This is a genomic window from Saccharothrix sp. 6-C (assembly GCF_016695385.1).
Lineage (GTDB): Bacteria > Actinomycetota > Actinomycetes > Mycobacteriales > Pseudonocardiaceae > Actinosynnema > Actinosynnema texasense.
Map to the genome: position 1 here is coordinate 6,049,723 of NZ_CP064192.1, position 25,374 is coordinate 6,075,096.

Consider the following 25,374-nt stretch of genomic DNA (forward strand, 5'->3'; position numbering starts at 1 on the left):
GACCTTCGCGCCGGGCACGTTCACGCCCGCGCCCGGCCGCGGCAAGCTCGGGCGGATGCTGGTCGCCCAGGCCCGCACCGAGACCCTGCTCACCCTGCGCAACGGCGAGCAGATCCTGCTGACCGTGCTCATCCCGGCGGCGCTGCTGGTCGCGATGAGCCTGATGGACGTCATCCCGGTGCCCGAACCGCGGGTCGGCTCCGCGACCGCGCGCATCCTCGCGCTGGCCGTGATCTCGTCCGCGTTCACCGGGCAGGCGATCGCGCTGGGCTTCGACCGCCGTTACGGCGTGCTCAAGCGGCTCGCCGCGACCGCGCTCCCCCGCTGGCTGCTCGTCGCCGGACGGGTCGCCTCGGCGTTGGCCGTGGTCGCCGTGCAGGTCGTGATCATCGCGGTGATCGCGCTGCTGCTGGGCTGGCGGCTGCCGTCCGCGACCGGCCTGCTGTGGGCGGCCGTGCTGATCGTGCTCGGCACGCTGTCGTTCGGCGCGCTCGGCGTGCTGCTCGGCGGGGCGCTGCGGGCGGAGGTCGTGCTCGCGCTGGCCAACATCGTGTGGTTCGCGCTGCTGCTCGTCGGCGGTGTCGCGCTCGGCCTGGACACCCTGCCGGCGTGGCTGGCGACCGTCGTGGACGCGCTGCCGTCCGCCGCGCTCGCGCTCGCGCTGCACGACGCCGTGGTCGACGGGGCCGCGCCGCGACCCGGCCACGTCGCCGTGCTCGTGGTGTGGGGCGTGGCCGCGGGCGCGCTGGCGACGAGGACCACGAAGCTCGGGTGACACCCCCGGGCGGCGGTTCTCAGCCAGTGGTACCTACCATCGGGTCGTGTCCGTCCCATCCTGGTTCACCACCTTCCTGAGCACGTTCCAGCGCGCGTTCGCCATCGCCGTCGTGATCGCCCAAGGCGGCATCGCGGTCACCGGGTCGATCGTGCGGGTGACCGGGTCGGGCCTCGGCTGCCCTACCTGGCCGCAGTGCTTCGAGGGCAGCCTCGTGCCGGTCGAGCACCCCGAGGTGGCGTCGCTGCACCAGTGGGTCGAGTTCGGCAACCGCACGCTGACCGGTGTCGTCGGCGTCATCGCGGGCCTGTGCGTGCTGGCGGCGTGGTTCAACCGGCCGCGGCGCAAGCGGGTCGTGGTGCTGGCGCTCGTGCAGTTCGGCGGCGTCGTGGTGCAGGCCGTGATCGGCGGGTTCACCGTGCTCACCGGCCTGCTGTGGTGGACGGTGAGCGTGCACTTCCTGGTGTCGATGGCGCTGGTCTGGTTCGCCGTGCTGCTGGTCGCGGCGCTGGGCGAGGGCGACGAGCCGGCCCGGCCGCGCGTGCCCCGGCCGCTGCTGGCGCTGCAGGGCGTGCAGGCGGTCGTGCTCGGTCTGCTGCTGCTGGCCGGCACGTTCGTCACCGCCGCCGGGCCGCACGCGGGCGACGCGGCCACCCCGCGCCTGGACGTGTCGGTGGACACGTTGTCCCAGCTGCACGCCGACCTGCTGTTCCTGTTCCTGGGCATGCTGATCGCGCTGGGCTTCGCGCTGCGCGGCCACCCCGTGCCCCGGCGGCCCTACTACGCGCTCGTGGCCGTGGTGCTGTCGCAGGGCGCGCTGGGCATGGTGCAGTACTGGACCGGCGTGCCCGAGGTGCTGGTCTCGCTGCACGTGCTGGGCGCCGGCGCGGTCGTCGTCGCCACCGCCGCCCTGTGGGTCTCCACCCGCGAACGGCCTCAGCGCGACGACGAGGGCCTGCGGTCCCAGACGGCGGGCAGCTCCGTCGCCAGCCACGTGTAGAGGTCGTCCACGGTCCGCAGCCGCACGGCGCGTTCCGGGTCGCCGCTCATCAGCCGCATCCCGGCCTCGGTCAGCTCGCGCACGCTCACCATGGCGTCCAGCTTGCGCTGGATCAGGTCGACCCACCGCTTCTCGTTGATCCGGTACTGCGCCGCCTGCCGGCCGCGCCGCGTCCGCTTCGTCACCAGACCGGCGTTGACCAGGAACTTCAGGTTCGTGCTGATCGAGCCGCTGCTGGCCTCCAGCTCCTGCGACAGCTCGGCGGCGGTCCGCTCCGTCGGCTGGCACACCAGCAGGTAGCCGAGGATGCGGCCCCCGATCAGCGGGATGCCCTCCTCGGCGAAGTGCGCGGCGAACCGCTCGATCCACGCCGACAGCCGCGTTTCCCGTCCGACGCTCATCCGACCCCCTCGGCTCGACGACCGGCACTTCGGTCGACACTGAAGCCACGATAGGTCGTGTGCTGATCATCACGCAAAGGCGGCGCGCCGAGCCGAGCGTTCAACTCGGGTGTTCCGAACGTAGGACACGGTGGTCCTGAACGTAGGACACACGGGGGGGTGGAGGGTGGACTCTCGCGGGTCAGAGGCGGCGGAGACCCGCCAGGACGCGTTCCATCAGGCCCAGGTCCGGCAGCTCGCCGTCGGAGGTGGCGGTGCGGTGCACGTCGATCAGGCCGCGTTCGGCCATGTCGCCGAGCAGCACCTTCGCCACGCCCAGCGGCAGGCGCAGGAGGGCGGCGATCTCCGCCACCGACCGCGGCCGGGACACCAGGGCGATCACCTCGTGGTACTCGGACTTCATGGCTCCCGGGTAGTCCCAGTCCACCGCCGACACCAGCGTCTCGATCTCCAGCTGGAACGACGAGGTGGTCCGCCCGCCGGTCCACGAGTAGGCGCGGACGATCGACGCCGCCTCCTCGCGCGGGTACTCGAACTCGTCCTCGTCGTCGAAGACCGGGCGGTGGGGTTTGGTGTCCCCGCTCCCGGACTGGTGCTGCTCGGGCTTCGGCCGCTCCTGCCTGCGACGGCGGGAGGAGTCGAGGCTGAACCCGTTGAGCAGGGCGGCGAACGTCTCGTCCGACGCCCCGGTCTCCTCGTTCCGGTCCATGACCACCTCACGCAGAAGGGCGGGCCATCATCCGCTTCGCGCCGTGGAGCTGGGCGCGCAGCTCGGGGGTCAGGAGCTGGCCGACCTGGTCCACGACCACGGTCATCTCGTAGGCGACCTGGCCGACATCGGCGTCCGGTGCGGCCAGCACCGCGAGGCACGAGCCGTCCCTGATGGACATCAGCAGCATGATCCCGTACTGCATCTCGATCACCGAGCGCAACACGCCGCCGCCGTCGAAGCACCTCGCCGCCGACTCGGTCAGGCTCGCCACGCCCGCCGCGATCGCGGCCAACTGGTCGGCCCGGTCGTCGGGCAGCCCGTTGGACGCGGTCAGCAGCAGGCCGTCCACCGAGATCACCACGGCGTGGGCCACCCCGGGCACGCGATCGGCGAAGTTGCTCACCAGCCACCCGAACTGGTCGACCTGTCGCGACTTCTGCGTGCTCATCCGCTCTCCTGCCCAGCTCGATTCTCACCGGAACCCCGCACACCTTGCCGGATCCCGGTCTGGTAGCTGGCGAGGAAGCCGCGTGTCGCCTGCGGATCCCTCCGTACGGGTGCCACCCCGTCGGGCGCACTCGGCCGTTCGGCCACCAGATTGGTCCGCGGCTGCCTCTTGGGCAGTTCCGCCGGAATGTCGTTCTCGGGCTTGTCGTTCACGGGCGCCTCCCCGCGCGCGTGGGTGTCCGCGGCCCGGTGCCGCGCCGGTTCCCCAGGCCCCGAGGAGGCCGGTCCGGTGGACGCCGGTCCGGAGGGCGCCGGTCCGGAGGGCGCCGGCGCGCCGCCGAACCAGGTCGAGGCCGGCCGTCGCGGCGCGGACGCGGGCGCGGCGGGCGGCGCGGCGGACGGTGTGGCGGGCGGCTCGTCGACGGTGCGCCCCCGGAAGGGGGACCACCCGTCGTCCTTCAGCGGCACGGCGGGCGGCAGGACCGGCTGCGGGAGGACGGGCGGCGACGCGGAGGCGCGCGGCAGGACCGGCTGCGGGCCGGTCGACGGCGAACCCGCGGCACGCGGCAGGACCGGCTGGGGCCCGGTCGGGTACGGCTGGGCGCCGGCGGCGCGGGGCAGCGCGGGCTGCGGGCCGGTGGAGCGGGGCTGCGCGCCGGCGGCGCGGAGAGCCAGCTGCGGCCCGGTGGACGGTGACGGCGCCGGGATGGCCGGCTGCGCGGCCGGCGGCCGGGCCGGTGTCGGGCCGGTCGCGCGGACCAGCTCGGCGGGCAGCGCCACGACCGCGCGCAGCCCGTCGCCCTGCTCGCGCAGCGACACGTCGATGCCGTGCCGGCCGGCGAGCCTGCCGACCACGTACAGGCCGAGCTGGCGCGACACGGGCAGCTCGCCGGAGTCCTCCGACGCGGCCAGCGCGATCCGGCGGTTGGCCTGCGCCAGGTCCTCCTCCGACATGCCGACGCCGACGTCGACCACGTCGACGAACACGCCGCCGCCGGGCCGGGCCCGGCCGCCGACGACCACCTGGGTGCGCGGCGGCGAGAACGCGGTGGCGTTGTCCAGCAGCTCGGCGACCAGCCGGACCAGGTCGCCCGCGGCGTAGCCGACGACCTCGACCGACGGCGTGGTCTGCACGACGACCCGCTGGTACTGCTCGATCTCGGACGCGGCGGCGCGCAGCACGTCGCCCAGCGGCACCGGGCGGGTGAAGCGGCGGGCCACGTCGCTGCCTGAGAGCACCATCAGGTTCTCGTTGTTGCGGCGCATCCGGGTGGCGAGGTTGTCCAGCTTGAACAGGTTCGCCAGCTGCTCGGGGTTCTCCTCCTGCCGCTCCAGCTCCTCCATGAGCTTGAGCTGCCGCTCCACCAGGCCCTGGCTGCGGCGGGACAGGTTGATGAACGCGTTGCGCATGCCGGTGCGCAGGTCGGCCTGCTCGGCGGCGGAGCTGACCGCCTGCCGGTGCACCGCGTCGAACGCGCGCGCCAGCTGGCCGAACTCCTCCCTGGTGTGCACGGGCACCGGCGTGACGCTCACGTCGTGCGCGGCGTTCTCCCGCAGCTGCGCCACCAGGGTGGGCAGGCGGTGCTCGGCGACGTCCAGGGCGGCGGTGCGCAGCGCGCGCAGGGACCGCAGCAGGTAGCTGCCGACGACGTAGCCGACCGCGGCGGCGGCGAACATCGAGGCGAGCAGGATCACCGACGCCGCGCCCGCCCGGTCGCTGGTGGCGTCCTGCAACCGGCTCGCGGTGGAGGTCAGCTGGCCCTCCAGCGACCGCAGCACGACGCCGAGCTGCCTGAGGGTGGCCTCCGAGCCGCGGTTCCAGGCGTCGGCCTTGACGAACAGCTCCACCGCGGTGGAGTTGGTGCGGATCTGCTGGAACAGGCTGTTGCGCAGGTCGACGTCCTGGCCCGCCACGGTGCTGCGGTAGTCGGCCTGCTGCTGCGGCGTGGCCACGGCGGAGAAGTCGGCCAGCTTGTCCTGCTGGCGGGTGTAGGACTGCTCCAGCGCGGTGACCTCGGAGTCGAGCAGCCGCACGCGGCTGATGCCCGCCTGCACCGTCGCGTGCTGCCAGGACACCTGCTCACCGGCCATGGCGAGGTTGTGCAGCGCGGTCGCGGTGCCGGACAGCGCCGGGTCGCCGAAGTCGCCGACCATGGCCTGGTCGAAGTCGAGCAGGGCGCGCAGCACCACGGTGTAGCCGCCGATGCCGCCTTCCAGGTCGACACTGCCCGACACCACCCGTTCGCGCAGCTGCGGCAGGCCGTCGAGCTGGACGACCACGTCGCGGAACCGGGCGTTGGCGACCTCGCCGAGGGTGGTGGTGCGCTCCATCAGGTTCCGCACGCCGGCGGTGGCGTTGTCGGTGGCCCGCGTCAGCTCACGGAACTCGGCCTCGGGCACGCCGGCGCCCTCGGTCCGCTGCGCCGACCGCGCCCGTTCCGCCTGCACGCCCGCGATCAGCGGGTCCATGCCGGCACGCAGCGTGACGACGCGCTGCATCGAGGAGTAGGTGTCGGCGCTCTTGACGTACCCGCGGATCTGCACCACGCCCGCGCCCACGGCGACGAGCACGGGCACCGCCAGCACGGCGGCGAGCTTGACCGGCAGACGCCAATTCCGCCAGTCCGCGACGGCGCTCCACCACTGCCCGCGCGCGTTGTTGTCGCCAGTCACCAGACAAGCCCCGGAAAGTCCGTAGTTGTTTCGAAGTTGAACGACGTCGACGCATTGATGACCGACGAGCGTGATGTTGCTGGGCGGATAGTAGGTGGTGGACAGGCGCGGGACAACGACCTTGCGGTAGGTCCTCATCCGATCGGCGCAGCGTGACGACCCGGGGCGCCTCGGATGCCAAACGAGACGACGGTCCGGCATCGACTGAGCAGCGGCGACACGACCGTTGGCGGCACGTCGTTGACTGGCGGCGCAGCGCGGTTACGCTGAGCGCCCGCCGGCGGCCGCGCATCCGCGTGCTCGGCGAGGCAAATCCCCGTGGAGGATTGATGACGAAGGCGATCCTGCCTCCGACGGATTCCAGACCCGCCCGCGGCGGGCGCGGCTTCGCCACTTTCGACGACCCCGGGTCTTCCCTGTTGGTCGACGAAGCGGGCGACCCGGACTTCGTCGCGCTACAGGCGAGCGCTGATTTCCGCGAGCTCCGCCGGCGGATAACGATCTTCGTGGTCCCGGCGACGTGCGGATTCCTGCTGTGGTACTTGGGATACGTGGCGCTGTCGGCGTACGCGCCCGACTTCATGGCCACGCCGGTGTGGGGCGTGATCAACGTCGGCCTGCTGTTCGGGCTGCTCCAGTTCGTCTCCACCATCGCGCTGACGCTGGGCTACGCCCGCTACGCGCGGCGCACGCTCGACCCGCAGGTCGTCGCGGTCCGCGCGCTCACCGCGGAGGACCAAACCTGATGGGCGGCAACACCACGATCAACCTGGGCGTGTTCGGCGTCTTCGTGCTGATCACCCTCTACATCGTGTACCGGGCGGGCAGCCGCAACGCCACCGCGTCGGACTACTACGCCGCGGGCAGCAGCTTCACCGGGCCGCAGAACGGCATCGCGCTCTCGGGCGACTTCCTGTCCGCCGCGTCGTTCCTCGGCATCTCCGGCAGCATCGCGGTCAACGGCTACGACGGGTTCCTCTACTCCATCGGCTGGGTCGTGTCCTGGCTGCTCGGCCTGATGATCATCGCGGAGCGGTTGCGCAACACCGGCCGGTTCACCCTCGGCGACGTGCTGGCGTTCCGGATGCGGCAACGCCCGGTGCGCGCCGCGGCGGCCAACGTGACCCTGGTGATCTCGCTGTTCTACATGATCGCGCAGATGGCGGGCGCGGGCGCGCTGATGGCGCTGCTGCTGGACGTGCACAGCAAGGTCGGCCAGTCGGTGATCATCGCCGTGGTGGGCATCGTCATGGTGCTGTACGTGCTGGTGGGCGGGATGAAGGGCACCACGTGGGTGCAGATCATCAAGGCCGTCTTCCTGATCATGTGCGTGACGCTGCTGACGGTGTTCCTGCTGGGCAAGTTCGGCTTCAGCCTGTCGGCGATCCTGGAGACGGCGTCGCGGAACACCCCGCTCGGGCCGGAGGTGCTGGAACCGGGCGTGCGGTACGGCGCCACCCCGACCAGCCGGCTCGACTTCATCTCGCTGGCGCTGGCCCTGGTGCTCGGCACCGCGTCGCTGCCGCACGTGCTGATGCGGTTCTACACGGTGCCGAACGCCCGTGAGGCGCGCCGCTCGGTGGTGTGGGCGACGTGGATGATGGCCACCTTCTACCTGTGCACGCTGGTCATCGGTTTCGGCGCGCTGGCGCTGGTCGGCTCGAAGGAGATCTCGGCGGCGCCGGGCGGCGAGAACTCGGCCGCGCCGCTGCTGGCCTACGAGGTCGGCGGCGCGGTGCTGCTCGGCGTGGTGAGCGCGGTGGCGTTCGCGACGATCCTGGCGGTCGTGGCCGGTCTGACGTTGACGGCGTCGGCGTCGTTCGCGCACGACGTGTACGCGAACGTGATCAAGCGCGGTCAGGCCGACCCGCGGTCGGAGGTCCGGGTCGCCCGGCTGACCGCCGTGGTCGTCGGTCTGCTGGCGATCGTCGGCGGCATCGCGGCCAACGGGCAGAACGTGGCGTTCCTGGTGGCGCTGGCGTTCGCGCTGGCGGCGTCGGCGAACCTGTCGACGATCATCTACTCGATGTTCTGGAAGCGGTTCAACACGCCGGGGACGCTGTGGGCGGTGTACGGCGGGCTCGGGTCGTGCATCTTCCTGCTCGCCTTCTCCCCCGCCGTGTCCGGCGCGAAGTCCTCGATCTTCCCCGACGTCGACTTCGCCTGGTTCCCGCTGAGCAACCCGGGCCTGGTGTCGATCCCGTTCTCGTTCCTGTGCGGCTACCTGGGCACGATCCTGAGCAAGGAGAAGGCCGACCCGGCCAAGCAGGCCGAGATGGAGGTCCGGTCGCTGACCGGCATCGGCTCCGGCCTGAAGTGACACCAGCGCGGTGAGCCCGCCGGAACGCCGGGGCCGAGTGCTCCGGCGTTCCGGCGGGGCGCGGTGTTCGGCGGTTCGGCGGGGGGGCGGTGTTCGGCGGTTCGGGCGGGTTCGGCCTGCGGCTACCGCCCGGAGAGGGCCGCCCGGACGGCTGAGGCGAACCGGAGCGGGGCGGTGGGGTCGGTGTGGCGGAAGCCCAGCGAGGGTTCGACCAGTTCCAGCTCCAGCAGCAGCGGGGCGTGGTCGGGGCCCGGGATCAGGTCCACGCGCGCGTAGAGGAAGTCGGGGCGGCGCAGGCCGGTCAGCTCGGCGGCGGCGTCCAGGACGTCCTCGGCGACCCGGCGTTGCGCGGGTGACGGCGACGCGCCGGTCAGGCGTTCCACGATGTACAGCCCGGACTCGTCGTACTCCGCGTCCGGCGTGAGCATGGCGCCCTTGGTGAACGCGTGCGAGTACTGGCCGCCCAGGAACACCATCGCGGTCTCGCCGACGGAGTCCACGTGCGACTGGTACGGCTGCACGAGCGCGGGCGCGGCCAGGGCGGCCAGGTGCGCGGCGGCCGTCTCGTGGTCGCCGGCCGCGACGCGCAGCGCGCCCCGCGACCCCGCGCCGACGGTCGGCTTCACCACGAACTCGCCGTCCGGCCAGTCGGCGAAGCCCGGCCCGGCCACCGCCGTCGGCACGACGGGCACGCCGTGGCGCGCCAGGTCGACCAGGTAGGTCTTGTCGGTGTTCCACCGCACCACGGACGCCGGGTTCACCAGCGCGGGCTCGGCGTCGCACCACGCCAGGAACTCCGGCAGCCGCTCGGGGTAGTCCCAGGTGGACCGCAGCACGACCAGGTCGGCCGACGTCGGCGTGCCCCAGGCCGCCCACGACGCGTGCACGCCGACGTCGGCGAGTGCCCCGACCAGGGCGTCGTCGTCGCCGTCGCCGGCGGGCAGCGCGTCGCAGGTCGCGAAGACGACCTTCACCGGCCGGCCATCTTCCGCCGGTGCGCCGGCCCGATCTTCACCGCGGCCGTCGTCTCCCGGTCCCACTCGTGCCGCTCCAGGTCGGCGACGGCCTCCACCAGCGCCTCCGCCGACGCCACGTCCGGCAGCACCACGTCGCCCATGGCGCCGTCGTCGCCGACCAGCACGACCCGCGCGCCGGCCCGCCCGACGTTCTCCACGACCGCCCGGGAGGGCTTGCCGTGCGCGGCCACGAACGCCGTCGCCGTCTTCACCGCGCGCCCGATCTTCTTGTCCTCTGCCACGTCGGCCAGACTAGAACCTGCCGGTAACTTCCGCGCACGTGACGGCACTCACGGGCCCGGGACATGCCGGCCCGCTCCCGGACCGCGGGGTAGCTTGCGGGGCGTGACCGATACCCCACACCTCACCCACCTGGTCGAACAGTTCCTCGCGTGGCACTTCGACCGCAACCCGGGCAGCGCCGCGATGTTCGGCTCGTCGGCCCACGACCACACCCTCGGCGACTTCAGCGCGGGCGCGTTCACCCAGTACGAGCGCGACGCGGGCACGTGGCTCGACCGGTTCGTCGCGGTCGAGGTGGACGACCTCCAGGGTTCGGTGGACCGCGACCTCGTCGTCGCCGTGCTGCGCGGTGTGCGGGCGAAGGCGACGTGGCCGGAGTGGCGGCGCGACCCGTCCGTCTACACCTCCGCGGTGCTGTACCCGTTGTTCAGCGCGTTCCTCAACCGGCTGCGGCCGGAGCCGGAGCTGGTGGCGAGCGTGGTGAAGCGGCTGGCGGAGGTGCCCGCCGTGCTGGCCGCGTGCCGGGCGAACCTGGACGTGGGGCTGGCCGCGCCGAGGATCGTGCGGCGGGCCGCCGACCAGGCCCGCACCGGGCGGGCGTTCCTGACCGCCACGCTGCCCGCCGAGGTGTCCGACCCGGCGCTGCGCGCGGAGCTGGCCGAGGCCGCCGAACCGGCCGCGCGGGCGTTCGACGAGCTGGCGGCCTTCCTGGACGAGTTCGGCGGCCGCGCCGGGGGCGACTGGCGGATGGGCGAAGGGCTCTACTCGACGCTGCTGCGCGAGCAGGAGGTGCTGGGGTACGGCGCGGCGGAGCTGCACGAGCGGGGCCGAGCCGCCTACGCCGAGCTGGACGCCGAGATGCGCGAGCTGGCCGGCGCCGACGACTGGCACGCGGTGATGGCGGCGTTCCAGGACGACCACCCGCCGACGCCGGAGGCGATGCGCGACGAGTACGAGGCGGAGACGCGGCGGGCGCGGGCGTTCCTGGTCGAGCACGGCCTGGTGACGTTCGCCGAGGGCGAGGAGTGCCGGGTGGTGCCGTCGCCCGCGTTCCAGCGCCCGGTGCTGTCGGTGGCGTCCTACATGTCGCCACCGCCGCTGACCGACCAGCGGACCGGCCACTTCTTCGTGCCGTTCCCGCCGGACGGGTTCACCGCCGAGCAGACCACCCAGCGGCTGCGCACGAACTCGCGCGCCCAGCTGGCCACGATCGCGGTGCACGAGGCGTACCCCGGCCACCACTGGCACCTGTCGTGGCTGGCCGCGCAGGACCGGCCGGTGCGCAAGGTGTTCCGCACGCCGTACTTCTCCGAGGGTTGGGCGCTGTACGCGGAGAAGCTGCTGCGCGAGCACGGCTACTTCACCGCGGAGGTCGTCGGCGACGCGGCCAAGGCGCGGGCGCAGGAGTTGGCGCACGTCGAAGCGCGGTTGTTCCGCGCGGCGCGGATGATCGTGGACACCGCGCTGCACTGCGGTGAGATGACCGTCGAGGAGGCCGAGGAGTTCATGACCACGAAGGCGTCGCTCACGCCGGGCACGGCGGCCGGCGAGGTCAGCCGGTACTGCGCCTGGCCGACCCAGGCGCCGTCGTACCTGACCGGCGCGTTGGAGATCGAGCGCATCCGGGCCGAGCACACCGGGTCGTTGCGCGAGTTCCACGACACCATCGCGGGCGCGGGCGCGTTGCCGCTCGGCCTGGCGCGCAAGGTCGCTCTCGGCAGGTGAGACACGTCGCCGGCGGCGGTCGGGCGCGGAACACGCCGGCCGTCGCGGCGGTTGGCGTAGTGACGTAGGGACAGAGCAACCAGGAGGACGACAGATGCCCAAGGCAGTGGTGGTGCGCGCGACCGGCGGGCCGGAAGCGCTGGAGTTCACCGACGTGGCGGCGAAGTCGCCCGGCGCGGGCGAGCTGCTGGTGGACGTGGCCGCCGCCGGGGTGAACTTCATCGACTGCTACCACCGCGAGGGCCGCTACCCGCTGGCGCTGCCGTTCGGGCCGGGGCAGGAGGGCGTCGGCCGGGTGAGCGCGGTCGGGCCGGACGTCACCGGTGTCGCGGTGGGCGACCGGGTGGCCTGGGCGCAGACCATCGGCAGCTACGCGGAGCAGGCCGTGGTGCCCGTGAAGGACGCGGTGCCGGTGCCGGAGGGCGTGGACGACGACACGGCCGGCGCGCTGCTGCTCCAGGGCCTGACCGCGCACTACCTGGTCGCGTCCACGTACCCGGCGCGGAAGGGCGACACGGTGCTCGTGCACGCCGCCGCCGGTGGTGTGGGGCTGCTGCTGGTGCAGTTGGCCAAGGCGCGGGGCGCGCGGGTGATCGGCACGGTGTCCACCGAGGAGAAGGAGGCGTTGGCGCGCGAGGCCGGCGCCGACGAGGTGATCAGGTACGACCGGGTCGACTTCGTGCCCGAGGTGCGGAGGCTGACCGACGGCGTGGGTGTCGCGGCCGTGTACGACGGCGTCGGCGCGACGACGTTCGACGGGAGCCTGGCCAGCCTGAAGCCGCGCGGCACGCTGGCGTTGTTCGGCGCGTCCAGCGGGGCGGTGCCGCCGTTCGACCCGCTGCGGCTCAACAACGCGGGTTCGGTGTTCCTGACCCGGCCGTCGCTGGGCGCGCACGTGGCGACCCCGGAGGAGAGGCAGTGGCGGACCGGCGAGCTGTTCGCCGCCGTCCTGGACGGTTCGCTGAAGGTGCGGATCGGCGGGCGCTACCCGCTGGCCGAGGCGCGGCGGGCGCACGAGGACCTGGAAGCGCGCCGCACCACCGGCAAGCTGCTGCTCCTGCCCTGACACCGGCGGGCGCCGGCGGAACCCGGGCCCGGACGCGCGCAAGGGCGGCCCCGGCGCGGGACCGCCCTTGCGCCGCTCCCGGCGGGACGACTCAGCCCGCGACCTTGACCGCGTCGATCACGAAGATCAGCGTCTCGCCCGGCTGGATGTCGCCCTTGCCCTCCGGGTACCCCTTGTCCGACGGCACGACGAGCAGCCGGCGACCGCCTTCCTTGAGCCCGATCAGGCCCTCGTTCCAGCCCTGGATCACGCTCGCCTGGCCGATGTTCGCCAGCTCGAACGGCTCGCCGCGGTCCCAGGACGCCTCACGGGTCCGCTGGTCGCGGAACGTCGCCAGCACGTAGTGCAGCTGGGCGGTGGAGCCGGGCTTGATCTCCGCGCCGGTGCCCTCGGTCAGGTCCTCGACGACCAACCCGTCCTGCGGCGTGCAGCCGGTCGGGACGGTGATCGTCGGCTTCTCCCCCGCCGCGCCGGTCACCTGGTACTGCGCCACCTCGCACGGCGGGCCGCTCGGCTCGGGCAGGTCGGCCTCGGTGGGCCGCGCCTCGGGCTGCTCCGCGGTCGCGGACGGGGTGGTGGTCAGGGTGGACGGCCGGTCGCTAGCGGTGCACGCGGTCAGCGCCAGACCGGCGGACAACAGGGAGACGAGAGCGAGGGCCGTACGGCCGACAGTACGCATGGTTGCCGAGCTTAGGGTTCACGCCCGCGCGGCGCGCCGCGGCCCCACCGGCAGGCCCAACGCCGATCACGGTGCGCTGCTGTCGATCTACGAAACAATCCGCAAATGTGCCACTAATTACCGCTTCCGCCGTTGCTCGGGCGCGCGTACAGTAACTCCGCGCACTTGATCGCATACCGACAGCATTCGGCCGATCGAGTGCCCACCAAGGAGGTGACCTCGTGTCCGCGGAGCCGAAGGGCGTCCGCAGCAACTTGTTACAAGAATTGTTCTGGACCAGAACAGGCCTGCTCCTGCTCACCCTGGTCGCCACTTCCGGCAGCAGTCTGGCCATTTCCAGCACAATGGATCAAGGAGCGCTGCGCACGTTCCTCACGTCGGTCGGCACCGGCACCCTGATCTCCGCCGTGGTCGGTTTCGGTCAGACGTTGATCACCAATTCGGCCGCGCAACGGGCGTTGATCACACCGGTCGTGGAGGAGAGCCGCCGGGCCCTGCGCGACCTCAACGCCGAGTACCGGGCGCTGGACCGCGAGTTCTTCCCCACTCACGTGTTCGAGCCGACCGCACGGCCCGACCCGGCGTTCAACCAGGTCATGATGCAGGACCTCGAACGCACCCGGCTGTACGTGTTCCGCGGCTTCGCGGGTCGCTACGCGGCGGGCCGGCTGCTCCTGTCGCAGTCGGAGTGCGAGCTCAGAGCCGTCCTGGCCGACCCGCGGGACGACGACGCGATCAGCGGGCGCGCGCGGTACCTGCTGCGCAACGAAGGCGTCGACGGCGACTACGACGCGATCGCCGAGCGGTTGCGCGAGCAGATCTCCATCGGCCTGGTGGGCTTGTTCCTCGCCCGCGGCCGGTGCTCGCGGATCGACCTGACGATCGTGTCCGACCCGCCGCTGGACCGGCTGGAGCTGTTCGACGACAGCGTCTGGCTCACCCTCTACAGCAACACCAGCGCGGGCGTCATCCGCTTGTACCCGCGCACGGTCCGGTTCGCCGAGGGCTCGTTCATCTACGGGATGGAACGTGCCGAGTTCCTGCGCATCAGCAATTCCAAGGCAGGGCTCCACATCGTCATCACCCCGGGCACCAGTCGGGCGGACTTCCTCGCCCTGTTCGAGAAGATCACCGGCAACCCGCTCACCGAGGACGGGTTCCGGTCGCTCGAGGAGAAGTTCCACCGATTCCGCAAAGAATTCTCCGCCTCCGCTCAGCTGGGGAGCTGATAAGTCGTGCTCACCGAGTTCACCGGGTTCTCCGCCCTCGCGGAGCTCGCCACGCTCATCGCCGTGGCCGACCCCCCTGTCGTCGACCACTGGGGACACGTCGAGAGGCGTTTCCGGGAGTGGGCGGGCCGACCCGGCCTGCGGGAGAGGCTGCGCGGGCACCTGCGCGCCCTCTCACCGCAGGACGAGATGCGCGTCGTGGCCAGGTCCCGCGAGACGACGACCCACTTCGCGTGGTGCCTGCGGGACGAGCCGGCCGAGCCCTTCACGTTCTGGCTGCACGAGTACAAGCCGCAGCGGGACTGGCGACCGGGCTACGCCGACTCCATCCACAACCACCGCTACCACTTCTGCACCACCATCCTGTCGGGCTCCTACCTGCACGAGCGCTTCACCGCGGACGTGGCCGACGACGGCCGGCGGATCGTGTCCACCACCCTGCTGCGCAGCGCCGAGGCCCACGAGGGCGCCTCGGGCACGATGCTCGCGCACGAGTTCCACCGCATCCCGAAGGCCGCCGACGACACGATGACGTTCCTGGTCAAGTCGCGCGCGGTCAGCCCGTGGAGCCTCAGCTACGACCCCGACACCCGGACCAGCCACCGGCACGTGCCGGTCGAGGCGAGGTTGGAGGTCCTGACGAACAACCTGTAACCCGCGCCAACGATCTTCGCGCGCACCTACCATCGGCCCACCCGGCACGGGAGGGTCCAATGAGTACTGTCACCAAGGCAGTCACGGCGCAGGCGATCTCCGAGGTGCGGGGCGAGGTGTGGCGGCTGTGCCGCGACCTCGCCGCGAAGCTGCAGTTCCACGGCTGGCACCACGTCAGCTTCGTGCGGGACAAGGCCGTCCACTTCGCCCGGCGCAACGGTTCGGACGTGACGCTGGTCGAAGTGGCCGCCCTGGTCCACGACGTGAACTACATGGTCCGGCGCAACTCGCTGCCGGTGGACGGCAGGCGGCTGCGGCTGGACATCCTGGCGCGCGCGGGCGTGCCGGACGACGTGGCGGCGCGGGTGGACGCCGTGGTCGAGGAGGCCGAGATGCGCACCCGCCACCGCGACATCTCGCTCGAGGCGCAGGCCCTGTCGGACGCGGACACGCTGTTCAAGGCCCTGCCGGTGACGCCGGTGGTGCTCGCGCCCAAGTACCTCGAAGAGAACGGCATCACGCTCAAGGAGCTCGCGCACAAGATCGTCGGCGAGCAGCGGGGCAAGCACGACGCGGGCTACTACTTCTACGACCCGGAGGCGGCGGCCACCTACTCGCGGTGGGCCACGGCGAACCTGGAGCTGTGGTCGTGCATCGTGGAGTCGCTGGACGACCCCACCGTCACCGAGCTGCTGTCGGCGGTGTCGTAGGCCACCCGTTCGACTGAACTTCACCGCACCCTGTCCGACCTGCGGTTCCGGCCGTTATCCGCAAATATGCGGAAAGTGCATCAAGGTCAGAACGGCCAGCCGAGCACCGGCAGGCCGATCACCGCGTCCACGGCCAGGCCGCAGAACACGAGCATCAGGTACAGGTTCGACAGGTGGAAGAACTTCATGGTGTTCGTCGACCCGCCGCGCCGCACGACACCGTGCAGCCGGTGGGCGAACACCGCGAACCACACGCCCGACGCCGCCGCGACCGCGACGTAGATCCACGACGTCACCGGCGCCAGCAGCAGCGTGCACCCGACCGTGATCCACGAGTAGATGACGATCTGGCGGGTGACCTGCTGCGCCGTCGCCACCACCGGCAGCATCGGCACGCCGGCGCGCGCGTAGTCCTCCTTGAACTTCATCGCGAGCGCCCACGTGTGCGGCGGGGTCCAGAAGAAGATCACGCCGAACATCACCAGCGCGGGCCACGCCACCGTGCCGGTCACCGAGGACCAGCCGATGATCACCGGCATGCAGCCGGCCATGCCGCCCCAGATGATGTTCTGCGAGGTACGGCGCTTGAGCACGAGGGTGTAGACGAAGATGTAGAACAGGATCGTGGCCACCGCGAACACGGCCGACATCAGGTTCGTGGTCAGCCACAGGAACCCGAACGACACCACGCCGAGCACGATGCCGAAGACCAGCGCGTTGCGCGGCGGGATGGCGTCCTTCGCCAGCGGCCGGGCGCTGGTCCGCTTCATCACCGAGTCGATGTCGGCGTCGACGTAGCAGTTCAGCGCGTTCGCCGAGCCCGCGGCCAGGGTGCCGCCCGCCAGGGTGCACGCGATCAGCCACAGCGGCGGCAGGCCGCGGGCGGCCAGGAGCATCGCCGGGATGGTGGTGATCAGCAGCAGCTCGATCACCCGTGGCTTGGTCAGCGCCACGTAGGCGCCGACGACCTGCCGGGGCGACCGCGCCGGAGCCTCGGTGACGGCACTCATGGCGTCGCGCTCCTCGTCAGGTCTGGGGATGGACAGATGGTAACCGCGTGGTGTCCCAGCAGCCCGTTCGGGTACTCCCTGAACGCACCAACGACCCCTGTGCGTACACCCACAGAGCGTGAGTGCCACGCGTGTCCGCTAGTCGGACTAGGCTGGCCGGCGGACCTTGGTAGCCGCGGATCGGGCCTGACGGGATCGATTAAGTTCACGCCGGCCGTCACAACCGCCGCCTAGTGAGTTTGGAGCTGGAAGTCAGTGTCCGTCACCGATGACATCGCCCGGTTGACCGAAGCCCACCTGCCCGAAGATTGGACCGACCTCGACAAGCGCGCGGTGGACACCGCGCGCGTCCTGGCCGCCGACGCCGTGCAGAAGGTCGGCAACGGCCACCCCGGCACCGCCATGAGCCTCGCGCCGCTGGCGTACACGCTGTTCCAGCGCGTGATGCGGCACGACCCGGCCGACGCGGACTGGATCGGCCGCGACCGGTTCGTGCTCAGCGCCGGCCACTCGAGCCTCACGCTGTACGTCCAGCTGTTCCTCAACGGCTACGGCCTGGAGCTGGACGACCTCAAGGCGCTGCGCACGTGGGGCTCCAAGACCCCCGGCCACCCCGAGCACCGGCACACCAACGGCGTGGAGATCACCACCGGCCCGCTGGGCCAGGGCCTGGCCTCCGCCGTCGGCATGGCGATGGGCGCGCGCCGCGAGCGCGGCCTGTTCGACCCGGACGCGCCGACCGGGCAGAGCCCGTTCGACCACGACATCTTCGTGATCGCCTCCGACGGCGACATCGAGGAGGGCGTGACGAGCGAGGCGTCGTCCCTGGCGGGCACCCAGAAGCTGGGCAACCTGACCGTCGTCTACGACGACAACAAGATCTCCATCGAGGACGACACCACGATCGCGCTGTCCGAGGACACCGCGAAGCGCTACGAGGCCTACGGCTGGCACGTGCAGGTCGTCGAGGGCGGCGAGAACGTGGCCGGCATCCTCGAGGCGCTGCGGAACGCGAAGGCCGAGACCGAACGGCCCTCGTTCATCCTGCTGCGCACGATCATCGGCTACCCGGCGCCGACCAAGCAGAACACCGGCGCCGCGCACGGCTCCGCCCTGGGCGGCGACGAGGTCGCCGAGGTCAAGCGCATCCTGGGCTTCGACCCGGAGCAGACCTTCGAGGTCTCCGACGAGGTGCTCGAGCACACCCGCTCGGTCATCAAGCGCGGCGAGGCGGCCAAGTCCGAGTGGCAGAAGTCGTTCGACGCGTGGGCGCAGGCGAACCCGGAGCGCAAGGCGCTGCTGGACCGCCTGGTGAACAACGAGCTGCCCGAGGGCTGGGCCGACGCGCTGCCGTCGTGGGACCCGGACCCGAAGGGCGTGGCCACCCGCAAGGCGTCCGGCGAGGTGCTGAACTCGCTCAAGGACGTGCTGCCCGAGCTGTGGGGCGGCTCGGCCGACCTGGCCGAGTCGAACAACACCACGATGAAGGGCGTCGAGTCGTTCGGCCCGGAGTCGATCTCCACCAAGATGTGGAAGACCAGCCCGTACGGCCGCACGCTGCACTTCGGCGTCCGCGAGCACGCCATGGGCTCGATCCTCAACGGCATCGCGCTGCACGGCCCCACCCGCCCGTACGGCGGCACGTTCCTGGTGTTCAGCGACTACATGCGCCCGGCGGTCCGGCTGGCCGCGCTGATGAAGTCCCCGGTCGTCTACGTGTGGACGCACGACTCCATCGGCCTCGGCGAGGACGGCCCCACGCACCAGCCGATCGAGCACCTGGCCGCGCTGCGCGCCATCCCCGGCCTGACCGTCCTGCGACCGGGTGACGCGAACGAGACCGCCGCCGCGTGGCGCGCCATCGTCGAGAACGCCGAGGGCCCCAAGGGCATCGCCCTGACCAGGCAGAACCTGCCGGTGCTCGAAGGCACCAAGGAGAAGGCCACCGAGGGCGTCGCGCGCGGCGGCTACGTGCTGGAGGGCGACGAGGACCCGGAGCTGATCCTCATCGCGACCGGCTCGGAGCTCCAGATCGCGGTGGAGGCGCGCCGGGTCCTCGAAGCCGAGGGCGTCGCCGCCCGGGTGGTGTCCATGCCCAGCGTCGAGTGGTTCGACGCGCAGGACAAGGGCTACCAGGAGCAGGTGCTGCCGTCGTCGGTGAAGGCGCGCGTGGTGGTCGAGGCGGGCATCGCCCAGCCGTGGCACCGGTTCGCGGGCGACGCGGGCGAGATCGTGTCCATCGAGCACTTCGGCGCTTCGGCGGACTACCAGACGCTGTTCCGCGAGTTCGGGTTCACGACGGAGAACGTCGTCGCGGCGGCCCGCCGCTCGCTGGCCCGGACCAAGTAAGAGACTTCAGGGAGTTGACGAGATGAGCACCAATCCGCTGGCCGCGCTCAGCGACGCGGGCGTGTCGATCTGGCTGGACGACCTGTCCCGCGAGCGGCTGGACTCCGGCAACCTGTCCGGCCTGATCGCCGAGCAGCACGTGGTGGGCGTGACCACCAACCCGACGATCTTCGCCACCGCCCTGTCCAAGGGCTCGGCCTACGACGCGCAGGTCCGGGAGCTGGCCGCGCGCGGAGCCGACACCGACGCCGCGGTCCGCGAGATCACCACCACGGACGTGCGCAACGCGTGCGACCTGTTCCGCGACATCTACACCGCCACCGACGGCGTCGACGGCCGCGTGTCGATCGAGGTCGACCCCCGGCTGGCCACCAACACCGAGGCCACCGTCGCCGAGGCGCTCGACCTGGCCAAGGCCGTGGACCGGCCGAACCTGCTGGTGAAGATCCCGGCCACGGTCGAGGGCCTGCCCGCGATCACCCGGGTGCTCGCCGAGGGCATCAGCGTGAACGTGACGCTGATCTTCTCCGTCGAGCGCTACCGGCACGTGATGGAGGCGTTCATCACCGGCCTGGAGCAGGCCAGGGCCAACGGGCACGACCTGCACGGCCTGCACTCCGTGGCGTCGTTCTTCGTGTCGCGGGTGGACAGCGAGATCGACAAGCGGCTCGACGCGCTGGGCACCCCGGCCGCCGCCGCGCTGCGCGGCGAGGCCGCCATCGCGAACGCGGTGCTGGCCTACGCGGCCTACGAGGAGACGTTCCGGGGTGAGCGCTGGGAGGCGCTGGCCGCCGCGGGCGCCCGCGCGCAGCGTCCACTGTGGGCGTCCACCGGCGTGAAGGACCCGCAGTACTCCGACACCCGGTACGTCGACCAGCTCGTCGTAGCCGACACAGTCAACACGATGCCGGAGAAGACGCTGCACGCCGTCGCCGATCACGGCAAGATCGAAGGCGACGCGGTCACCGGCCGCGCGGCGCGGGCGCAGGAGGTCTTCGACGGGCTGGTCGAGGTCGGCATCGACCTGGACGACGTGTTCGTCGCGCTGGAGACCGAGGGCGTCGACAAGTTCGAGAAGTCGTGGGCCGAACTGCTCGACACGGTGACCGGACAGCTGAACCAGGCCAAGGGCTGAGAGCCGAGAACGGACAGGACTGACATGACCGAGGTGATCTCCGTGGAGATCGTCCGCACGCCGAACCAGGACCAGGTCGACATCGTCGTCGGCGACCTGGTCCGCGACTCGGCGCCGAGCAGGCTCACCGCGGGGGACGCCACCCTGTGGGGCGCCGACGCGGAGCCGGAGGCGTCGATCCGCCTGGCGTGGACGACGCTGCACGAGACGTCCCGCCCGCTGGTCGCGGAGATCACCGCGCTGCGCGACGAGCTGCTCGCCGAAGGCGTGGACCGCGTGGTCCTCGCCGGCATGGGCGGCTCGTCGCTCGCGCCCGAGGTGATCACGGGCACGGCGGGCGTCCCGCTGGTGGTGCTGGACACCACCGACCCCGGCCAGGTGGCCGAGGCGCTGGCGGGCGACCTGCGGCGCACGGTCGTGGTGGTGTCGTCCAAGTCGGGCGGCACCGTCGAGACCGACAGCCACCGGCGGATCTTCGAGGCGGCGTTCGCCGCCGAGGGCGTCGACGCGGCGTCGCGGATCGTCGTGGTGACCGACCCGGGCTCGCCGCTGGAGGCGGCGTCGCGGGAAGCGGGCTACCGCAAGGTGTTCCTGGCCGACCCGCACGTCGGCGGCCGGTACTCGGCGCTGACCGCGTTCGGCCTGGTCCCGTCGGGCCTGGCGGGCGCGGACGTCGGCGCGCTGCTGGACGAGGCGGCGTCGGCCGCGCCGCTGGTGTCGGCCGACTCGCCGGACAACCCGGCGGTGGTGCTGGCGGCGACGTTCGCGGTGGCGCACGCGCACGGCGCGGAGAAGGTCGTGCTCGCCGACACCGGCTCGGGCATCGCCGGGTTCGGCGACTGGGCCGAGCAGCTGATCGCCGAGTCGACCGGCAAGAACGGCACCGGCCTGCTGCCCGTGGTGGTCGAGGGTCCGGGCGCGCCCGGGTTCGTGGACGCCCGCACGGACGCCACGACCGTCGCGATCGGGCCGGCCACCGGCTCGTCGAGCATCGCGGTCGAGGGCACGCTCGGCGCGCAGTTCCTGGTCTGGGAGTACGCGACGGCGCTGGTGAGCCGGGTGCTGGAGATCAACCCGTTCGACCAGCCCGACGTCGAGGCGGCGAAGAAGGCGTCCCGGTCCCTGCTGGACGCGCCCGCCGCGTCGCCCGTCGAACCGGCCTTCGTGGACGGACCGATCGAGGCGTACCCCAGCGAGGGCTGGCTGCCGGCGGACGTGAAGACGGTCGCCGAGGCGCTGCGGGCGCTCGTCGCCGCCGCGCCGGGGCACGGCTACCTGTCCGTGCAGGCCTACCTCGACCGGATCGACGACGCCTCGTTCGCCCTCGTCCGCCCGGAGTTGGCGCAGCGTTCACACCTGCAGACCACCTTCGGGTGGGGGCCGCGGTTCCTGCACTCGACCGGCCAGTACCACAAGGGCGGTCACCAGAACGGCGTGTTCCTCCAGCTGACCGGCGCGTCCGAGACGCGGTTGGACGTGCCCGGCAGGCCCTACGACCTCAGCACGTTGCAGCTGGCCCAGGCGCTGGGCGACGGCCAGGTGCTCGCCGAGCGCGGGCGTCCGGTGCTGCGGCTGCACCTGACCGACCGCGTCGCCGGGCTCGCGCAGCTCGTCGAGGCGATCCAGGAGGACGGTTCGTGACGACGCCGACCAAGCGCAACCCCCTGCGCGACCCGCGGGACAAGCGGCTCCCGCGCATCGCCGGGCCCTCCGGCCTGGTCATCTTCGGCGTGACGGGCGACCTGTCGCGCAAGAAGCTCATGCCCGCCATCTACGACCTGGCCAACCGCGGCCTGCTGCCGCCGGGCTTCGCGCTCGTCGGCTTCGCCCGCCGCGACTGGGCCGACCAGGACTTCATGGCGGTCGTGCACGACGCCGTCAAGGAGCACGCGCGCACGCCGTTCCGGCAGGAGGTCTGGGACCAGCTCGCCGAGGGCATCCGGTTCGTGCAGGGCACCTTCGACGACGACGCCGCGTTCGACTCGCTCGCCGCGACGCTCTCCGACCTGGACCGCGACCGCGGCACCGGCGGCAACCACGCGTTCTACCTGTCGGTGCCGCCCAGCGCGTTCACCACGGTGGTCAACCAGCTCAAGCGCGCGGGCCTGGCCACGCCGCCGAACGACAACCCGGGCCAGTGGCGCCGGGTGGTCATCGAGAAGCCGTTCGGCCACGACCTGGCCAGCGCGAAGCAGCTGAACAAGACCGTCAACGACGTCTTCCCCGAGGAGTCGGTGTTCCGCATCGACCACTACCTCGGCAAGGAGACGGTGCAGAACATCCTGGCGCTGCGCTTCGCCAACCAGCTCTACGAGCCCATCTGGAACGCCAACTACGTCGACCACGTGCAGATCACCATGGCCGAGGACATCGGCCTGGGCGGTCGCGCGGGCTACTACGACGGCATCGGCGCGGCCCGCGACGTCATCCAGAACCACCTGCTGCAGCTCCTCGCGCTGACCGCGATGGAGGAGCCGGTGTCGTTCCGGCCGAGCGACCTGCGCGCGGAGAAGGTCAAGGTGCTCTCGGCGACGCGCTCGATCGGGCCGTTCGACGAGACCACCGCCCGCGGCCAGTACACCGGCGGCTGGCAGGGCGGGCAGAAGGTGCTCGGGCTGCTGGAGGAGGGCGGGTTCGCGAAGGACTCGGTCACCGAGACCTACGCGGCCATCACCTGCGAGGTGAACACCCGCCGCTGGGCGGGCGTGCCGTTCTACCTGCGCACCGGCAAGCGCCTGGGTCGCCGCGTCACCGAGGTGGCCGTGGTGTTCAAGCGCGCGCCGCACCTGCCGTTCGACGACACCGCCACCGAGGAGCTGGGGCAGAACGCCCTGGTGGTGCGGGTGCAGCCGGACGAGGGCGTGACCATCCGGTTCGGGTCCAAGGTGCCGGGCAACTCGATGGAGGTCCGCGACGTCACGATGGACTTCGGCTACGGCCACGCGTTCACCGAGTCCTCCCCCGAGGCCTACGAGCGGCTGCTGCTGGACGTGCTGCTCGGCGAGCCGTCGCTGTTCCCGAAGAACGACGAGGTCGAGCTGTCCTGGGAGATCCTGGACCCCGTGATCGAGCACTGGAGCGCCACCGGCGCGCCGGAGAAGTACAAGGCAGGCACCTGGGGGCCGGCGTCGGCGGACGAGATGCTGGCCCGCACCGGCAGGCACTGGAGGCGTCCGTGATCATCGACCTGCCCTCGACGACCACGTCGCAGGTCAACAGCAAGCTCGTGCGGCTGCGCGAGGAAGGCGGCGCGGTCACCCTCGGCCGGGTGCTGACGCTGGTCATCGTGACCGACGACGGCACCAAGACCGAGGACGCCATCGACGCGGCCAACGACGCCAGCCGCGAGCACCCCTGCCGGGTGATCGTGGTGGCGCGCGGCGCGCGCAAGGCCGCGCCCCGGCTCGACGCGCAGATCCGCGTCGGCGGCGACGCGGGCGCGTCCGAGGTCATCGTGCTGCGCCTGTACGGCGAGCTGGCCAACGAGGGCGCCTCGTGCGTCGTGCCGCTGCTGCTGCCGGACACCCCGGTGGTGGCGTGGTGGCCGAACGAGGCGCCCGCCGTGCCCGCCGAGGACCCCATCGGGCAGCTCGCGCAGCGCCGGATCACCGACGCCGCGGCGGAGAAGAACCCGATCCGGGCGTTGGAGCAGCGCAAGGTCGGCTACACGCCGGGTGACACGGACCTGGCGTGGACGCGGCTGACGCTGTGGCGGGCGATGCTCGCGTCGGCGTTCGACCTGCCGCCGTACGAGAAGGTCACCGAGGCCGAGGTGAGCGGCGAGGCCGACTCGCCGTCGACCGACCTGCTGGCCGCGTGGCTCGCCGGGTGCCTGCGGGTGCCGGTGAAGCGCGCGCGGGCCAGCCGCGGCGAGGGCATCGTCGACGTGCGGCTGGAGCGCCGGTCCGGGGTGGTGGAGCTGTCGCGCCCCGACGGCAAGGTCGGCGCGCTGACCCAGCCCGGCCAGCCGGAGCGGCGGGTCGCGTTGCAGCGCCGCCAGGTGCGCGACTGCCTGGCCGAGGAGCTGCGCCGGCTCGACCCGGACGAGGTGTACGAGGCGGCGCTGCGGTCGCTGGGCAAGGTCGTGCGCGGCCGGACCACGCCGAAGGCCGCCGCCACCTCGACGCGCAAGCCCGCACGCGCGGCGTCCGGGAGCGCGTCCGGTGCTGTCAAGGCGAAGTCGGACGGCGGGCTCGTCACCCAGGTCGGTGACAGCCCGATGGACGGCAAGGCAGGTGCGAAGGCGGACACGGACGGCAAGCCCGCGAAGGCGTCGGCGAAGACCGCCGCGCCGAAGTCCGGCTCCAAAGCCGGCGCGAAGGGCGCGCCCAAGGCGGCGAAGGCGAAGGCCGGCTCGTGAGCCGGCCCGAGCTGGTGGTGCACCGCGACGGCGACCTGCTGGCCGCCGCCACGGCCGCCCGCCTGGTCACCGCGCTGGTGGACGCGCAGGCCGCGCGCGGGTCGGCGTCGCTGGTGCTGACCGGCGGGCGGACCGGCATCGCGGTGCTGGAGCACCTGCGCGCCACCCCCGCCCGCGACGCGGTGGACTGGACCCGGGTCGACCTGTACTGGGGCGACGAGCGGTTCCTGCCCGCCGGGCACCCCGAGCGCAACGAGACGCAGGCGCGGGAGGCGTTGCTGGACCACGTGCCGGTGCCGGCGTCGCGGGTGCACGTCATGGAGCCGTCGGACGGGCGGTTCGGCGACGACCCGGAGGCCGCCGCCGAGGCGTACGCCGCCGTGCTCGCCGCCGCCGAGGGCGACGGCGCCGTGCCGCCGTTCGACGTGTGCCTGCTCGGCGTGGGCGAGGAGGGGCACGTGGCCTCGATCTTCCCGGAGTCGCCGGCGGTGGCGGAGCGGGAGCGCCCGGTCGTCGCGGTGCGCGACTGCCCCAAGCCGCCGCCGACCCGGGTGAGCCTCACCCTGCCCGCCATCCGCGCGGCGCGGGAGGTGTGGCTGATGACGACCGGTGCGGCGAAGGCCGCCGCCGTGGCCTCGGGCGTGGCCGGCGAGGACGAGTCGCGGCTGCCCGCCGCCGGCGCGCGCGGCCTGCACCGGACGCTGTGGCTGCTCGACTCGGCCGCCGCCGCGAAGGTGCCGGACACCCACACCCCGCCGTCGGCCTGACCCCCGCCGTCCCGCTGCCGCCGTCGCCCGCCCCGGGCACGGCGGCAGCGGCGTTCCCGGGGTGATGTGGAGCACTCACCGGCCGTTCCCCCGCACGTTGTCC

At 72.3% G+C, this 25,374-nt stretch carries 23 protein-coding genes; 15 read left to right on the forward strand and 8 right to left on the reverse strand.

What is annotated here, in order from left to right; translation table 11 throughout:
* Positions 1 to 55: 55 nt before the first annotated feature.
* Complete coding sequence (locus IOD16_RS25180; RefSeq protein ID WP_201441563.1) at positions 56 to 775, forward strand: ABC transporter permease; 720 nt, start codon at positions 56 to 58, stop codon at positions 773 to 775.
* 46 nt (positions 776 to 821) lie between these two features.
* Positions 822 to 1,775 carry a COX15/CtaA family protein gene (locus IOD16_RS25185; RefSeq protein ID WP_201436406.1) on the forward strand — a complete coding sequence of 318 codons (954 nt, stop codon included), beginning with the start codon at positions 822 to 824 and terminating at the stop codon, positions 1,773 to 1,775.
* Here the strand turns inward: IOD16_RS25185 and IOD16_RS25190 are convergent.
* From IOD16_RS25190 to IOD16_RS41085, 4 genes are all read right to left on the reverse strand, one after another.
* Positions 1,712 to 2,176 carry a GbsR/MarR family transcriptional regulator gene (locus tag IOD16_RS25190; protein WP_123746618.1) on the reverse strand — a complete coding sequence of 155 codons (465 nt, stop codon included), beginning with the start codon at positions 2,174 to 2,176 and terminating at the stop codon, positions 1,712 to 1,714. The two genes, IOD16_RS25185 and IOD16_RS25190, sit on opposite strands and share 64 nt — an antisense overlap.
* Before the next feature lie 181 nt (positions 2,177 to 2,357).
* Positions 2,358 to 2,885: a DUF742 domain-containing protein gene (locus tag IOD16_RS25195; protein WP_201436407.1), complete on the reverse strand. Its 528-nt coding sequence runs from the start codon at positions 2,883 to 2,885 to the stop codon at positions 2,358 to 2,360.
* A gap of 7 nt (positions 2,886 to 2,892) precedes the next feature.
* Positions 2,893 to 3,336: a roadblock/LC7 domain-containing protein gene (locus IOD16_RS25200; protein WP_123746617.1), complete on the reverse strand. Its 444-nt coding sequence runs from the start codon at positions 3,334 to 3,336 to the stop codon at positions 2,893 to 2,895.
* Entirely contained in the window at positions 3,333 to 6,008 is a 2,676-nt protein-coding gene (locus IOD16_RS41085; RefSeq protein WP_268957641.1) for a nitrate- and nitrite sensing domain-containing protein, read from the reverse strand. The genes IOD16_RS25200 and IOD16_RS41085 overlap by 4 nt, the downstream gene beginning before the upstream one ends.
* Before the next feature lie 329 nt (positions 6,009 to 6,337).
* Here IOD16_RS41085 and IOD16_RS25210 point away from each other — a divergent pair, with 329 nt between their 5' ends.
* Together IOD16_RS25210 and IOD16_RS25215 are read left to right on the forward strand one after the other, a co-directional pair.
* Complete coding sequence (locus IOD16_RS25210) at positions 6,338 to 6,754, forward strand: DUF485 domain-containing protein (protein WP_201436409.1); 417 nt, start codon at positions 6,338 to 6,340, stop codon at positions 6,752 to 6,754.
* Entirely contained in the window at positions 6,754 to 8,328 is a 1,575-nt protein-coding gene (locus IOD16_RS25215) for a solute symporter family protein (RefSeq protein ID WP_123746614.1), read from the forward strand. The genes IOD16_RS25210 and IOD16_RS25215 overlap by 1 nt, the downstream gene beginning before the upstream one ends.
* 122 nt (positions 8,329 to 8,450) lie before the next feature.
* Here the strand turns inward: IOD16_RS25215 and IOD16_RS25220 are convergent, their stop codons facing one another.
* On the reverse strand, positions 8,451 to 9,302 hold the full coding sequence (locus IOD16_RS25220) for an ATP-grasp domain-containing protein (protein WP_201436410.1): 852 nt from the start codon (positions 9,300 to 9,302) through the stop codon (positions 8,451 to 8,453).
* Positions 9,299 to 9,586, reverse strand: coding sequence for a hypothetical protein (locus tag IOD16_RS25225; RefSeq protein WP_201436411.1), 288 nt, complete (start codon positions 9,584 to 9,586; stop codon positions 9,299 to 9,301). Before IOD16_RS25225 ends, IOD16_RS25220 begins: the two co-directional genes overlap by 4 nt.
* 103 nt (positions 9,587 to 9,689) lie before the next feature.
* Between IOD16_RS25225 and IOD16_RS25230 the strand changes: the two genes are divergently transcribed.
* Both IOD16_RS25230 and IOD16_RS25235 read left to right on the forward strand, forming a co-directional pair.
* Entirely contained in the window at positions 9,690 to 11,312 is a 1,623-nt protein-coding gene (locus tag IOD16_RS25230; protein ID WP_236594371.1) for a DUF885 domain-containing protein, read from the forward strand.
* 94 nt (positions 11,313 to 11,406) lie between these two features.
* Entirely contained in the window at positions 11,407 to 12,378 is a 972-nt protein-coding gene (locus IOD16_RS25235) for a quinone oxidoreductase family protein (protein ID WP_201436412.1), read from the forward strand.
* A 91-nt stretch (positions 12,379 to 12,469) separates the two neighbouring features.
* On the opposite strand, the gene IOD16_RS25240 is transcribed toward IOD16_RS25235, so the two are convergent.
* Complete coding sequence (locus IOD16_RS25240; protein WP_201436413.1) at positions 12,470 to 13,057, reverse strand: FKBP-type peptidyl-prolyl cis-trans isomerase; 588 nt, start codon at positions 13,055 to 13,057, stop codon at positions 12,470 to 12,472.
* A gap of 221 nt (positions 13,058 to 13,278) precedes the next feature.
* Between IOD16_RS25240 and IOD16_RS25245 the strand changes: the two genes are divergently transcribed.
* Genes IOD16_RS25245 through IOD16_RS25255 form a run of 3 tightly spaced genes read left to right on the forward strand, consistent with a single transcriptional unit; the run spans position 13,279 to position 15,650 of the window.
* Positions 13,279 to 14,286 carry a hypothetical protein gene (locus IOD16_RS25245; protein WP_201436414.1) on the forward strand — a complete coding sequence of 336 codons (1,008 nt, stop codon included), beginning with the start codon at positions 13,279 to 13,281 and terminating at the stop codon, positions 14,284 to 14,286.
* Between the two features lie 6 nt (positions 14,287 to 14,292).
* Positions 14,293 to 14,940, forward strand: a complete 648-nt coding sequence (locus tag IOD16_RS25250) for a hypothetical protein (RefSeq protein WP_201436415.1) — start codon at positions 14,293 to 14,295, stop codon at positions 14,938 to 14,940.
* 59 nt (positions 14,941 to 14,999) lie between these two features.
* Positions 15,000 to 15,650: an HD family phosphohydrolase gene (locus IOD16_RS25255; RefSeq protein ID WP_123746607.1), complete on the forward strand. Its 651-nt coding sequence runs from the start codon at positions 15,000 to 15,002 to the stop codon at positions 15,648 to 15,650.
* 86 nt (positions 15,651 to 15,736) lie between these two features.
* Here the strand turns inward: IOD16_RS25255 and IOD16_RS25260 are convergent, their stop codons facing one another.
* On the reverse strand, positions 15,737 to 16,660 hold the full coding sequence (locus IOD16_RS25260; protein ID WP_123746606.1) for a heme o synthase: 924 nt from the start codon (positions 16,658 to 16,660) through the stop codon (positions 15,737 to 15,739).
* 255 nt (positions 16,661 to 16,915) lie between these two features.
* On the opposite strand from IOD16_RS25260, the gene tkt reads away from it, so the two are divergent.
* The 6 genes from tkt to pgl are packed head-to-tail and all read left to right on the forward strand — an operon-like array spanning position 16,916 to position 25,271.
* Positions 16,916 to 19,009, forward strand: coding sequence for a transketolase (gene tkt, locus IOD16_RS25265; RefSeq protein ID WP_123746605.1), 2,094 nt, complete (start codon positions 16,916 to 16,918; stop codon positions 19,007 to 19,009).
* Positions 19,010 to 19,031: 22 nt separating this feature from the next.
* Positions 19,032 to 20,144, forward strand: a complete 1,113-nt coding sequence (tal, locus tag IOD16_RS25270; protein ID WP_123746604.1) for a transaldolase — start codon at positions 19,032 to 19,034, stop codon at positions 20,142 to 20,144.
* A gap of 24 nt (positions 20,145 to 20,168) precedes the next feature.
* On the forward strand, positions 20,169 to 21,785 hold the full coding sequence (locus IOD16_RS25275; protein ID WP_201436416.1) for a glucose-6-phosphate isomerase: 1,617 nt from the start codon (positions 20,169 to 20,171) through the stop codon (positions 21,783 to 21,785).
* Positions 21,782 to 23,323: a glucose-6-phosphate dehydrogenase gene (gene zwf / locus IOD16_RS25280; RefSeq protein ID WP_123746602.1), complete on the forward strand. Its 1,542-nt coding sequence runs from the start codon at positions 21,782 to 21,784 to the stop codon at positions 23,321 to 23,323. Before IOD16_RS25275 ends, zwf begins: the two co-directional genes overlap by 4 nt.
* Positions 23,320 to 24,504, forward strand: a complete 1,185-nt coding sequence (opcA, locus tag IOD16_RS25285) for a glucose-6-phosphate dehydrogenase assembly protein OpcA (protein WP_201436417.1) — start codon at positions 23,320 to 23,322, stop codon at positions 24,502 to 24,504. Before zwf ends, opcA begins: the two co-directional genes overlap by 4 nt.
* Entirely contained in the window at positions 24,501 to 25,271 is a 771-nt protein-coding gene (gene pgl / locus IOD16_RS25290) for a 6-phosphogluconolactonase (RefSeq protein WP_201436418.1), read from the forward strand. The genes opcA and pgl overlap by 4 nt, the downstream gene beginning before the upstream one ends.
* The last annotated feature ends 103 nt before the right edge of the window (positions 25,272 to 25,374 follow it).